The organism is Paenibacillus sp. A3M_27_13, assembly GCF_024213315.1.
GTDB lineage: Bacteria > Bacillota > Bacilli > Paenibacillales > Paenibacillaceae > Paenibacillus > Paenibacillus polymyxa_B.
This window is the reverse complement of record NZ_JANAVE010000005.1, coordinates 236,065-248,548: the sequence shown is the minus strand read 5'-3', so window position 1 is coordinate 248,548 and position 12,484 is coordinate 236,065. Positions and strand designations below refer to the sequence as shown.

Sequence of the window (12,484 nt, the reverse complement as noted above, 5' to 3'; positions counted from 1 at the left end):
GTACCTCCTTACTCCAGCGTCTGGCCATCGTCTGTAATCCGAATCATTCCCCCGTATAGGCACGCATTCGAGCATTGATCCAGCAAGGCTGGTTCTCCCTCCACAAGCACATCACTTTTGCCGCCGATCCAGGGTCCGGTGATGACCGGAACACAGTTCGCTTTTTTCACCCCGTAGATATCCACCATGTCACTACTTTTGACCGCTGGATTAGCTGGACAGGAGCAACGACCGAAATTGCTGATATTGGTTCCTGGCAAGTAATCTGTAACGTTCATTTGCGCTTTATCTTTTACATATACTCCGTGACTGAACGGACGTTTGAGACGTGTCGGTTGCGTACCAAAGCTGCAGCTTAAGATCGCCCCAGCAACAACATATCCTTGTTTACTTCCCCGTCCAGCTTGAATAGGTTCCTTATCGGAATGAGACTTATTTGCCATTCTTCTATTCCCCCTTTCATTCCTTTCTTAGTTCGTCTTTACTTCACTGCCCAGAACATTTGTCATTCCGCCCAGCGATACGGTGCTGCCTTTGCTCGTCATTTGAATTTCATTCCCTGCCGTGATTTTCACTTTACTGCCGGAATGAATGGAGATATTTCCTCCTGCTGAGAAATGAATCTGTTTGTCGCTTACAATATGAATACCATCTTTCTCATTTAACTGTATATACACAGCTCCCTCCTTACTGGTGATTACAATTTCATCGGGAGTTAATTTGATTTCCTTACCGTGGGCCGTACGAAATAATTTGATGTCGGGATTAGCAAGCGCATGCTGCTCTACACTCTGATTCTTTTGGCGCAAAGATGTACTTGCCATGCCTTCTTCTTCCCGATGGGCGGGGAAATAGAGTAGCACGGTATCTCCCAACTCAGGCATCACGTACCATCCGCTATGTCCTTCCGCAGTATAAGGAGAAACATACGTGAACCAGTGGGCCTTCGTAGGGTCTTGAACGGCATCTATATTCAAATGTAATTTGATACGATCTCGCTCTACCTGAATGACTTTACCTGGTAAAGACAGACCGATAAGCTGTTCGTTAAAGACTTCCTTGTGCCTCAACCCCTTGTGAGAAGTTAAGGTATACACGTGCTGCAGTACACCCTTTTGCATGTGAGTATCTACCTTGTACACGTACAAGCTTTTACCTTTAAAGGTAACGGTGCTGCCTAGCTCCAAAACTTGCTCCGCCTCAACCAGATAATCAATAAAATCATGCTCGTTTACATGTGCTGTATCATTGCCGTTAAAATAACGATAATCCGCAACTCGTTTACTGACGGTATAATGATAATTCGTTAAATCAAGTCCTGACGGGGTCTCCTCAACACCAAAATAACACTTCGGCACATCAAACACAGAGGCAGGCGTGAGTGAAGTATGATAACGCGAAGCGATCCGCTTTAGGAACTCCCAATCTGTTTCACGATATTGGACCGCTATGCGACCTAAAGCTGCTCCCCCTGTAGCCGAATCAATAATGTCAAAACCGGGATAATTCCCACCTACAGCCCGCAGCAATTCCTCTACCTTCATATTTTTATCTTGAAAGGACCTGTCTTTTTTGCGAATATCCAGTTTATACGTGTGTGATATAGCCTCGACCTCCAGGTAATACACATCTCGGACAGCTCTGACTTCCATATGAAGTACCGTTCCGTTAAATAGCGGTGTTGGTGTTCCTGCCTCATCCAATTGTGATACACAAACCGGGGAATCGGCTTCGATCAATTGAACATAACTGTCCTGTAATTCTTCAGGTAAAATAGCTGTAAAAGAGAGCCGGGTATGCTCATTCAACCGCTTGGTCATACGCAATTCCTGAATACTCACCAATTCAAATGGTGTAATTTGCAGCCGATCATATGTAATGTTAGTTAATGTCATAAGAGTTACTTTCCTTTCGCTCGGGTTCGATTTTCAATGTTAGCAGCATACTGCGGGCAACGGGCTTCCAGGTCACCATTTCTTCTTCCGTACAGTTAAACGCACACATTAGCGCCCGTCCTTCCAATACTGTAAAAAAGGATAAATTATACATACGGGCATTCCATACAGGCGTCATGAATTCGCAGTACCCTATTCGATTCTCTCCTACCTCCAACACTTCATGGCCAAACCATTCGGTCAACTTCTGGGTTTGTTTTACCACCAGAGCCATCTCATCCGTAAAGTCCTCCAACTCTTCTGTTTGCAACGGGCTTTCGGTATGCTTGAAGGTTAAGTTAATCGTGCCTGCCTCATTAGTGAAAATAAAATCTGGGCGATGGTGAGAAGGATATTTTAATAGCTGCTCATCAATTGGCATATCCCGAAAGCTCTTTGGCATTGTTATACTGATGCGTTCATCCACTAAATACCGCTGAGCAAAAACCAAACTTTCCCCTTCAAGCTGCATGAATGTTTGTAATGTTTGCCCAAACGGCTCCTTATCGTGTGCGTGACTTAAAGCTCCATCCTCAGTTAAGGATGGATTATTTTCGGCATTTTCTGATGTTACCGTATGTAGCAAAGAAACAATTTTCTTATCCAGATGTTCCACAAATATCTCCTCCCATTTCGTTACTGCATATCGACTTCCTGAAAGGAGATACCACTCGTTCCCCTCCGCAACAGACTTTCTGCTAATGCTAGATTTACTAATGTACAGGTTTCACGCAAACCTTGAACTTGCAATAAGGGCCTTCCCTCGGTGCGCTCTCGATCTACTACCAACTTCATTAATGTTCCTCCGGGATAAAATGTACTTAGCTCACCTACACAGTTCACTAAAGGGGGCTGAATCATCCAGTACAACTTTTGCTGAGAACGTTCCATATCCCGAAACAAAGCCATACGACTGAACAGGCTCGGCGTATAGACCTGTAACAACTCATGCACAGAATCAGATACCATCATCCTCGAACCCATCAGAATATCAGGATAAACCGTATAATCGTGACCTTTCACCTTAAACTGTGCAGCATAAGAAAAGGGCCATTCCGTCCAATTATTAATATTTACCATCTCTGCATTGGCCTCTTCGTCCCATATGGGAACAGCAGAATACAACATCCGATCATCATGTTGACAAAGAAAATACTCCACTATGCCACGTCCCTTCCATTGCGCCTGTCCTACATGGTTTCATCCAAATGAAGTTAGATCCCGGGCAACTGGATGCATCCCTAAACTAAATCGGGTTCCATCCAGCACCGCCCCTTTGAAACAGGTCCCCTCTATAGCTGCACCAATGAAGTCGGCCCCCTGCAATATAGCCCCGGTGAAATCAGCATTCTGTAAGTAAGCGCCCTGAAATTTGGCTCCTGTAAGATCTGCTCCTGCAAAACTTACGGGTTGAAAACCAGGTCTTTCCCATCGTTCAGACTGGTATATTCCAGGTACAGCTACTGCATCTCGAAAAGACGTTCCTCTTAAGTTGGCTTTTTCAAAACAGGCTTCTTGAATCAAACAATCGCTAAAGTCAGCTTCTATTAAACATGCTTTATTCCAACAGGAGCCAATCAAATTGCCTCCCGTAAAATCACTATTTATAAAGGAACTTTCACTCAAATCAGCATATTGTAGACGTATTCCCTCATAATTTCCTTGAGACCCATCGATCCTGCGGAAAACTTCATGTATGTAGTCGTAGGGCTTTTTTTCCTCTATCCAGTAATTAGTGATTTTGTTTACAGAAAGAACCATAACTGTACTCAATGGAAAATGGATGGGTTCACAATTGAACCCACCCCTTCCGAGAAATTAAATATTAATATTTTCTATTATTTTCATGATTAGTTTCTCTTTTTCAATTCTGTTCATTGATTATCTTATAGCTCAGTTTATTTAGGCACCATGATCAGAGCCGATGAATACCGAAAATCGGACTGTATTCTCTTTATCTGGTATCCTGTTTGATCAGTCCGTTTTAATTATAACCCGGCACTTTCTATGACTATAAATATAGAGTATCAAGAAGGCTATCTACTTTACTGTTTGTGAGACTGGTTGGGTAGGACTGAATACTCGGTCAAAACGGCGCATCAGTCCTTCAAGCGGGCCGACAGGAAGCCGCGCAATCAGCCAGCCCAGCAGTAGTGCCGCCACTCCGATAATCAGGTCGCCGAACGGAACGCCTTCGAGACTATGCCCGATTCCTATCAGATCAAGAATCCAGACCACCACAAACTGAATGGCATACATGGTCAGCGCCACGCGCCCGACTGCCGCAAAAGGCATTAATACAGCGGAAAATTTCTTCGCCACGAAGCATGCTAGTCCCAATACCAGAAACGAGATTCCCAGGCCTATAATCGTCTGGAATGACGAAGCGGTGTGCGGAGCCGACTGCAAAAGCATATGCCACATCGGTGGTTCCGTGTTAAGCGGCCAAATTGCGTATTCATCCGGCTGCATAGGAGCAATTCCCTGTGCGCTGATCAGCCATTGTTCAAAACGAAGGCTCCAACCTGGAAGCACAAAAGTGGCCAGCGTTTTGCCTATCACAAGCATAACAATACCGCTGCCTGCGAGTATGAGAGCTGTGCGTATCCTGGTGAGGTCAAAGCGGCCAATGGCCATGCCGGCAACAAATGCAGGAGTCAAGGCGAGAGCTGACATCGGACCTCCCGCGATATCACTAAGAAGATAAGCTTTCGAGAAAATGCTTGATCCAAGAATCATTAGTGGCGGGGCCGTCACGAGCAAAACTGCTGCTGTTGTAACAATTGTGCGGGTCGAACGGCGAAATAACATTAGTGCCAACACAAACATAGCTGCATAGGCAGGCAAAATGACACCATATGGAGTGTTCAGCATAATAAGCAAATATCCGATAATATCAACAAATACGGCGCGTGCCAGCATTCGCGCACGGAAAGCGGCCGTATCCGCTCCCCGATCCATCATGCGCTGTGCCATAATGGAATAAGACATACCCCCGCACAATACGAATAATAGTGTCGTGTTTCCGGAAACAATCGCAGAAACGTTTGGGTTCGATCCGAAGTGCTGCAAGTACATTCCCAGCACCGCCAGTCCTCGTACTGCATCAAGTGCTACAAGACGCCCGGTGCCCCGCCTTCTCCTCGACTCTTCTACAGAGCTTCGAGAAGGAATATCGCTTTGTGTACCGTCGTAGGATGTATTGGATATACCTGCTGTATCTACTGCTTTTTCATCCAATTTATTAGCAACCGTCTTTTCATCTACTTGATTTTCATTCAACTGGCTGTTTACGGAAGAAGCTCGTTTTTTAATATTTTCCTCTCCCTCATACTCTCTGACGAATCTGCTCATCAGCTTTATACTGCTTAGCAACTTGCATTCCTCCCTGAAATACTGAATTCACATTTTTATCAACCTGGTTATGCAGAGGATTGATGTCACGCTATAGTCCAATATATCCTGCAGATGTCGCTAAAGTTTGATCAAGTTGTAAACAAAATGTCACAGTAGGCGAAACCGTTTTATCGCAAAAACAACCTTATTCGCAGTTGATCACTGGAATAAGGTTGTTTGCAATATCATTAAAAGTCACTCAGTATTTTCCGGCGACGGCATTAAAAATTGAATTGGCCAGTAGTCGGAATTGCTGCTGTGAATGAGCGCCATTGGTTAGATCATTGGAGAAAACAGTAAGATTCTTTTTGTTTTCCTTATAGGTGAAGGCCATGATCTTTCCTCTTGCAGCATCGTGACCTGGCCACCAGCCCGCTTTGAAGAAGTTTCCTTTATTACTTATGGTTGCAAGAACTTTTGCGGCTTTAGGTAGTTTCGTAATGTAAGAACCTGAAATGGTGTAGAAGTATTCTTCATTATCGTAAGGGGCTGTAATCACATGATCCTGTTTGACATTTGCCAGGAAGACCCCTTAGCATCTTTCCCACGTCGGTTCAGCAAACGCAAATTGAGGAACCCGGTTTTTCACATTAGAAGGTTTAAGAACTTTGCCAACGGGTCTGTTATTGCCGAATGCCGTTATATCAAGATAGTATTTGGCTGCCAGCGGATGCAGATCGTCATAAGCCACTGCGAAGTCACCGGCTTCATAACCGGCTCCGCTCTTCATAAGCATGGTGACGTTTATTCTTTTTTTTAGCAGTTCATTGACCACTTAGATGGCTTCGTTATTTGTATTTCGGATTAACACATAGATGGAATGATACAGCATCTCTGTTACCGGAGAGGTTTTGTCCGCAAATACGCCAGCTTCTTTAACCGCATCACGTTCAAAACCGCGCAGATCCAGGAAATCCTGCACAATCTCACCTACTACGGAAGCATAGCTTTTCCGTCTGGACCGGTTCCTGGCTTACAGCGGCCGGCGCATCAGGCAAAGGTCGGGCTTTGACGTATCCGTCTTCCATGAAGCCAGAATCAAAACAAAGGCAATAACGATTACGGAAAGGCCTACCTGGGTGCCCGACACCTGACCTGCGCATTGAAATCAGACAGGTCCAAAAAGTCCCAACAATAAAAAGAAATTTAAGGATTAGTGCTTGAAAAGAAGCTCTGTGCAGCAACGACTTCACAGAAGCTTCACTCTTGTTTAAAATTATTAGCTATTTCTTTTATGGAGTATCCTTGGACTAGGCGCAATGAAGTACAGTCCTTTGCTAGTCATTACTTACCATCAAAAAAATCCGATCGACTTCCTCTCGAATTTTCAAATCCAGGGTATCCCAGTGATAATCAATCTCTATGTGAAGAGTATCCTCCCATCTTTTTTCATTTCTTAATAAATCTATAACAAGATTTTTGGCAATTCTCAAAAGATAAAACGGATACGATCTTTGGGCCAGTCAAGGGAAGCACTTATAAACCGAATTAAAGCATTCGTGCAACAAATCTTCGGCATCCTGTTTGTTATGCACTATTCTCAAGGATTTCCAAAGAGTTCTGATTTATAAGATAAAAATAGATCCTCTAAATCTTTAATGTCCATATTTTGCTTATTCCTTCCGTTCTGTTTGGTTACAGTGTTCTCTTGACATAAATAACATAGAAATTTTTATCATCTGTCTCCTCAGGCTTTTGGACGAGCATTTGCTGATTCAAGTACTTTTCAACAAATGGCTGCATCTTCAATATCAGTAACATTTTTTAGAGAGGATTCGCTCCCTTTGGATTCGTTATTTAATTTGTCGGTTGATACTGTTTTTATTTTTTCTGCAAATTCAATCGTTTTTACTGGCTGTGGTTTACTACTGAAGATGTCAGAGAGTTTTAAAATATTTAGAACAATACAAATGATAATAATAAACAGTAGTCTTCTTCTCTTAATCCGATGAGCTCTGGTTCTATTATGCGTATAGCTTTTTTCAATAGTATATGTTTCTCCAAAATCTAGAAGCAGTTTACGTTTTATTTTGCGACCATGTGCCAATAAAATTATTCGTATCTCAATGCATCTATAGGCTTCAAGCTTGCTGCTTTATAAGCTGGATATACCCCGAATAGAATGCCTGTACCTGCGGAGCTGAGAAACGAATATATGATAGGCGAGACCGTAAATTGAATGGCCATATGAGAAGTTGCTTCAATTATTTTGGATGCTGCTATACCAGTAACAACCCCGAGGATACCACCCATTAGACCGAAGATAACTGCTTCTGACAGAAATTGAATCATAATATCTCTTGGCTTGGCACCGATAGCTTTTCGAATCCCGATTTCTCTCGTACGCTCTATAACTGAAACCATCATAATATTCATAATTCCGATTCCCCCTACCACGAGCGATATCGCGGCTACACCTCCCAGCAAGTTGCTCATGATTTTATCTACACCGAAAGCTGCACCTACTGCTTCGGACAGACTCGTAACTTGAAATTGATCCGGTTCTGAAGGTTTTAGCTGGTGCGTCACACGCAAGCTTTCCAATATGTCTGAATGAGCCTGATCCATCAAAGCTGGTGACTTGGCGGACACATCCAGAGTGACAATATTCTTCTCACCCAAACGGTTCATCATAGTGGTAGCAGGGATATAAATTTGATCATCACTACCGTAGCTTAAGTTCGTAACTGGCTGAGTATCCAATACTCCGATCACTTTGAAAGGGATCTGTTTAACTTGAAACGTTCGTCCTAATACATTTTGGGTATCTCCACCAAAAAGACGTTGAACCGCTTGGCTTTCAAGGACGGCGACATTCATGCGTTTATCCATCTCATCGTTGGTAAATGTTCTACCCTCGGCAAAGGAAACCTTTTTGACCTTATAGAATGAAGCGGAAGTCCCTACAATAGTGGCGTTATAGTTATATCGCCCCCACGTAGCTTTTGAATTGCTCGTTATATTTGGCATTAATGCATCTATAGACTTCTTTTGTTCCAACGCCTCGATATCAGCCCACGTAAATGAGGCCAAGTTGCTCACAATGACTTCTTCTTCAGTCATTGGCATGGCTGGAGCAACCATAAGCACGTTATTTCCTAATTTGTCGATTTCCTCCTTAATACTGGCCTTAGATCCATTTCCGATTGCCATAATGGCAATAACCGCCGCTACCCCAATAATAATACCGAGTATCGTTAAAAATGAGCGCATCTTGTTGGTGGTTAAGCTATTCATAGATACACGGATTGTTTCCATCAAATTCATAGGCTTACCATCCTTGATGAAATTCGTCTATTCGTAATACGCTCATCTCGTTCAATATTACCATCCCGAAAACTAATCAATCGTTTGGCATATTCAGCAATTTCCAGCTCATGCGTGACCAAGACGATGGTTTTTCCCAGCTCATTCAAGCCTTGGAACAGCTCCATAATCTCGACGCTCGTCTTCGTATCCAGTGCTCCCGTAGGCTCATCCGCCAGCAGAATAACAGGATTATTCACCAATGCTCGGGCAATGGAGACACGTTGCTGCTGACCACCAGAAAGCTCATTAGGCTTGTTATACATTCGTTCTGCAAGACCAACGCTACGTAGTGCCTCCACGGCTCGTTCCCGGCGTTCCTTGGCAGGTATACCTGCATACATCATAGGTAGCTCTACATTTGCTAATACTGTAGTTCGGGGAAGTAGATAGAATTTCTGAAACACAAAACCCAGTTTCTGATTTCGAATCTCCGAAAGCTCGTTCTCACGAGCATCCAATATGGAGTACCCATCCAGGTAGTACTCTCCGGTATCGGGATGATCAAGACAACCAATGACATTCATCATGGTAGACTTGCCCGAACCAGAAGGTCCCATAATGGCAACAAATTCACCTTCGCTAATAGATAAATTAACACTGCGCAGAGCCTGAATCTTCTGACCGCCTACCTCATACATTTTTTTCAGTTCTTTAATTTCGATAACAACTTTATGGGATTGATTTTCTCTCATTGTGCCTGACCCCCATCAGGGTCTTGACCCTCTTGACTGCCATTGGAACCAGCACTACCACTCTGAGGTGGAATAACAATGGTCTCGCCTTCCTTGACACCGGACTTGATTTCGGCCTGATCCGCTGTATAGACACCCAGCTTCACTGGCCTGAATTCATAATCTGCAGGGTTAGCCGGGTTCTTCGCTACATATACTCCATCCACTCCACCTTCGGATCTCAATGCGAACAGTGGCACTGTAAGCGTATCTTTGTGCTCAGCCAACTGGAGCGATACATCTATATTCATCCCTGACTGTAGCTTTATTTTTTGGCTATCTAAAGATAATTCAATTTTGTATGTAGTCACATTGGATTCAGTAACCGGCTCTGGAGATACAAAGAGGACTTTGCCTTTAAATTGTTTGTCCGGGAATGAACTTGTGTGCATCGTAGCCTGAAGCCCAGTCCTCATTTTAGCAATGTCACTTTCGTTAACCTTGGCACTAACCTTCATAATGCCTGTATTAGAGTTGTTCATAACAATAAAAGGTGCTGTAGGACTGGTACCCACATCGCCGTTGACCTTCATGATTATTCCATCCCATGGCGCTGTAGCCTGTAATTTGTTCAGGACACTTTTCTTCTGTTCCAATTCCGTTTCCGCCTGTTGTAAAGAAGCCTGTGCGGATTGAATGTTGGAAGCATCAGGCGGGGACTGTGCAGCTCTTAATTGTATTAAAGCTGTTTTATAGCCCATTTCCGCCTCCTCAATCGCCTGAGCTTGGCGGTTCTTTGCCTTTTTATATTGAAGTTCAACATTATTCATATCCAATTTTGCCTTATCCAGGTTTTGCTTGGCCGTCGCCAGGTCACTTTCTGCAGCTGCATCATTCTGAACTAGATAAACCTGGTCATCATAATCCTTTTGTGCTTTATCCAAAGTCACCTTGGCCGCCTCTTTTTGTGCAGTGGCTTCCTCTAAATCCATCCCGTCCTTGGCTGTTTTAATCGCCATCTGTGCCTTTAAGACATTTGCCTTCTGGAGCTCAATATCACTGGACTTCGGTCCACGCTTGGTTTCCTCCAGCTTGGCTCGGGCTATCGCTACATTGGACTCAGCATTTTTAATTTGTAACCTGGAATCGGAATCATCCAAACGAGCCAGCACCTGACCAGCCTTGACACTATCTCCTGCTTTGACATTGACAGCAATGAGCTTGGCACCCTCGACATTTGTAAAATTAATATTCACTTCCTTAGATGCCTGAACGGTCCCAGTCACTTTAAGCGACTCGGTCATGTTTGTTTTCTGTACCTTTACGATCTGGTTCACAGGACTCTCCACGGGCTTTTCCTGCCCCTTTTTCATATAAACAAAACTTCCAATTCCCGCTATAATAACCAAGACAAGAATACCTATGATCCCTTTCAATCTTTTTTTCCTTCTTAACACTTGCAAAGCATCTTTCTTTTCTGTTTCCGACAATGTTATATCCCCTTAAAATGTATTTTTTCTAAAACCTATACGCTCCACGGCTTGTTTAAAGCATGTTGCAGCATTGTCATTTGAACAATTAGTTCATCCTTATTCCGTTCAATTTGCTTCACTTTTAACTGATTCGTGGCGACCTCTGTACCTGTAGCAAATCCTCGTTCCTTTTTTTTACGAGATATATCTAATACTTTATTAGTGTTCTGCAGATTACTTTGCATTTGTTCGTATTGTTCATAACTCTGCTGTAAGTTAAAGTACATACTCTTCAGTGTTTCTGCTAATTGGTCCTTGGTATTTTCCAATCCGCCTTCTGCTGAATCTACTTCAATCTGTTTAATTTCATAATCATCATTTCCTGAGTTCCACGTGTAATATTTAACTTCCATCTTTGCCAGCTTGACAGCCTCCTCCTGCCTCCATACCGAAGGATTCGCCGAGATGGCACGCGTCACCAGCGTATCTAAATTCGTGTTATCCATCTTCCGGTAAACAGGTCGATCAACCAGTTCATACACCGTACCTTGAGGTTGCCCCATTTGCGTATTTAGTGAATCCATCGCTTTTCGAAGCGCAGCTTTTGCAATCTCTACATTCTTTTGTGCTTCTAGTCGATTCTGAGTAATGGTGCTTTGATCACCTGGAGAAATTTTCCCACGGTTGGCTTTCGCCTCAGCAGCTTTTTCCTCCAATAACGCAAGCGTAAGTGCATCCTCACTGCTCTTCACTTTGTTATCAGCCAGAAGTACATCGTAATAGTTTTTCATTGTAGCGTAGTCTGTCTGATCTTGGGCAAGTTCAATTTGCTTCTTAGATTCCAAATAAGAAACCGTCGATGAGGCATACCCCTTCCAAGCTGAGCTACTAGCCGCATCTTCCTCACCGTTGCCTGTACCTGCCGGAATAAAATCCAAATTCTTACCTGCATTTTTTAGGTTAATCCGGTTACGATCTATCGTTTGCTGGGCTTCCTTCAAGCTAAAGCTATTTGATCGCGCCCATTGCTGGGCTTGACTCAGTGTTAATTTCACACTTGTATTGGAAGACTGCTGCTGCGCCTCTTCTGCTTGAACAAAGGACGCTGATAAAGAACTGGCCGATAAGGCCAATAGCAATAAAATCAACATGTGTTTTTTCATAGAACCGCCTTCTTTCCAATTTTTATATCTTTATATAAATACGTTGTTATACGAATCTTATATTTTCCTCAATATTAAAAGTATAAGATGGAATGATACTAAATATTTTTAACGTTATAAGAGGCCAAATTGCGTATTCATCCGGCTGTGCAGGAGCAGCTCCGTGCACACTTACCAGCCATTATTCAAGGTGCAGACTCCAATTCGGAAGTACATAAACAGCCAGTGTTGTACGAATAACAAGCATAACGATACCGCTGCCTGTGAGTAAGAGAGCAGTTCGCATCCTGGTGAGAGCAAAGCGACCAATGGCCATACCAGTAACAAATGCAGGAGCCCAGGCGAGAGCAGACATCGAACCTCCCGCGATATCACTAAGAAGATAGGCGCTCGAGAAAATGCTTGATCCAAGAACCATTAGCGGCGGGGCCGTCACGAGCAAAACTGCTGCTGTTGTAACCATTGTGCGGGTCGAACGCTTTTGGAATAAACAGTATCCTTAATTCTTGTCTCCTCCACATACTCTCTGACGAATCTGC

At 43.5% G+C, this 12,484-nt stretch carries 15 protein-coding genes; all 15 read right to left on the bottom strand.

All coding sequences use genetic code 11. The features are described 5' to 3' along the window. Nucleotides 1–8: 8 nt before the first annotated feature. The 15 genes from NLX82_RS19140 to NLX82_RS19065 all read right to left on the bottom strand — a co-directional run bounded on the left by NLX82_RS19140 (nt 9) and on the right by NLX82_RS19065 (nt 12,300). Nucleotides 9–443, bottom strand: coding sequence for a DUF4280 domain-containing protein (locus tag NLX82_RS19140; RefSeq protein WP_068941311.1), 435 nt, complete (start codon nt 441–443; stop codon nt 9–11). A 27-nt stretch (nt 444–470) separates the two neighbouring features. Next, nucleotides 471–1,895: a phage baseplate assembly protein V gene (locus NLX82_RS19135; protein ID WP_028541097.1), complete on the bottom strand. Its 1,425-nt coding sequence runs from the start codon at nt 1,893–1,895 to the stop codon at nt 471–473. After that, nucleotides 1,882–2,550 (bottom strand): hypothetical protein, encoded by a 669-nt coding sequence (locus tag NLX82_RS19130; RefSeq protein ID WP_254348768.1) that lies wholly within the window; start codon nt 2,548–2,550, stop codon nt 1,882–1,884. Before NLX82_RS19130 ends, NLX82_RS19135 begins: the two co-directional genes overlap by 14 nt. 20 nt (nt 2,551–2,570) lie before the next feature. Further along, on the bottom strand, nt 2,571–3,095 hold the full coding sequence (locus NLX82_RS19125) for a hypothetical protein (protein ID WP_254348767.1): 525 nt from the start codon (nt 3,093–3,095) through the stop codon (nt 2,571–2,573). A gap of 39 nt (nt 3,096–3,134) precedes the next feature. After that, complete coding sequence (locus NLX82_RS19120; RefSeq protein WP_302055886.1) at nt 3,135–3,695, bottom strand: pentapeptide repeat-containing protein; 561 nt, start codon at nt 3,693–3,695, stop codon at nt 3,135–3,137. 279 nt (nt 3,696–3,974) lie between these two features. Next, complete coding sequence (locus NLX82_RS19110) at nt 3,975–5,309, bottom strand: DUF418 domain-containing protein (RefSeq protein WP_254348766.1); 1,335 nt, start codon at nt 5,307–5,309, stop codon at nt 3,975–3,977. A 220-nt stretch (nt 5,310–5,529) separates the two neighbouring features. Next, the gene (locus tag NLX82_RS19105) at nt 5,530–5,829 is read right to left on the bottom strand and encodes a hypothetical protein (RefSeq protein WP_254348765.1); all 300 of its coding nucleotides are present in this window, start codon (nt 5,827–5,829) and stop codon (nt 5,530–5,532) included. A 33-nt stretch (nt 5,830–5,862) separates the two neighbouring features. Next, nucleotides 5,863–6,066, bottom strand: a complete 204-nt coding sequence (locus NLX82_RS19100) for a hypothetical protein (RefSeq protein ID WP_076265439.1) — start codon at nt 6,064–6,066, stop codon at nt 5,863–5,865. A gap of 39 nt (nt 6,067–6,105) precedes the next feature. Next, nucleotides 6,106–6,252 (bottom strand): hypothetical protein, encoded by a 147-nt coding sequence (locus NLX82_RS19095; protein ID WP_218639123.1) that lies wholly within the window; start codon nt 6,250–6,252, stop codon nt 6,106–6,108. A gap of 804 nt (nt 6,253–7,056) precedes the next feature. Further along, complete coding sequence (locus tag NLX82_RS19090) at nt 7,057–7,377, bottom strand: hypothetical protein (RefSeq protein WP_209435650.1); 321 nt, start codon at nt 7,375–7,377, stop codon at nt 7,057–7,059. 5 nt (nt 7,378–7,382) lie between these two features. Beyond that, complete coding sequence (locus NLX82_RS19085) at nt 7,383–8,597, bottom strand: ABC transporter permease (protein WP_053324567.1); 1,215 nt, start codon at nt 8,595–8,597, stop codon at nt 7,383–7,385. After that, a complete protein-coding gene (locus NLX82_RS19080) occupies nt 8,594–9,331 on the bottom strand; it encodes an ABC transporter ATP-binding protein (RefSeq protein ID WP_254348764.1) in 738 nt (245 codons plus the stop codon). The genes NLX82_RS19085 and NLX82_RS19080 overlap by 4 nt, the downstream gene beginning before the upstream one ends. Then, a complete protein-coding gene (locus NLX82_RS19075; RefSeq protein ID WP_254348763.1) occupies nt 9,328–10,800 on the bottom strand; it encodes an efflux RND transporter periplasmic adaptor subunit in 1,473 nt (490 codons plus the stop codon). The genes NLX82_RS19080 and NLX82_RS19075 overlap by 4 nt, the downstream gene beginning before the upstream one ends. 35 nt (nt 10,801–10,835) lie before the next feature. Beyond that, nucleotides 10,836–11,945: a TolC family protein gene (locus NLX82_RS19070; RefSeq protein WP_254348762.1), complete on the bottom strand. Its 1,110-nt coding sequence runs from the start codon at nt 11,943–11,945 to the stop codon at nt 10,836–10,838. A 181-nt stretch (nt 11,946–12,126) separates the two neighbouring features. Then, nucleotides 12,127–12,300 (bottom strand): hypothetical protein, encoded by a 174-nt coding sequence (locus NLX82_RS19065; protein ID WP_254348761.1) that lies wholly within the window; start codon nt 12,298–12,300, stop codon nt 12,127–12,129. Nucleotides 12,301–12,484 lie beyond the last annotated feature (184 nt).

Excerpts from the sequence above, each read along its gene's own strand:
- NLX82_RS19080 (WP_254348764.1), bottom strand. The coding sequence starts at position 9,331 with ATGAGAGAAAATCAATCCCATAAAGTTGTTATCGAAATTAAAGAACTG.
- NLX82_RS19100 (WP_076265439.1), bottom strand. The coding sequence starts at position 6,066 with ATGCTTATGAAGAGCGGAGCCGGTTATGAAGCCGGTGACTTCGCAGTG.
- NLX82_RS19135 (WP_028541097.1), bottom strand. The coding sequence starts at position 1,895 with ATGACATTAACTAACATTACATATGATCGGCTGCAAATTACACCATTT.
- NLX82_RS19120 (WP_302055886.1), bottom strand. The coding sequence starts at position 3,695 with ATGGTTCTTTCTGTAAACAAAATCACTAATTACTGGATAGAGGAAAAA.
- NLX82_RS19070 (WP_254348762.1), bottom strand. The coding sequence starts at position 11,945 with ATGAAAAAACACATGTTGATTTTATTGCTATTGGCCTTATCGGCCAGT.
- NLX82_RS19065 (WP_254348761.1), bottom strand. The coding sequence starts at position 12,300 with ATGTCTGCTCTCGCCTGGGCTCCTGCATTTGTTACTGGTATGGCCATT.
- NLX82_RS19085 (WP_053324567.1), bottom strand. The coding sequence starts at position 8,597 with ATGAATTTGATGGAAACAATCCGTGTATCTATGAATAGCTTAACCACC.
- NLX82_RS19140 (WP_068941311.1), bottom strand. The coding sequence starts at position 443 with ATGGCAAATAAGTCTCATTCCGATAAGGAACCTATTCAAGCTGGACGG.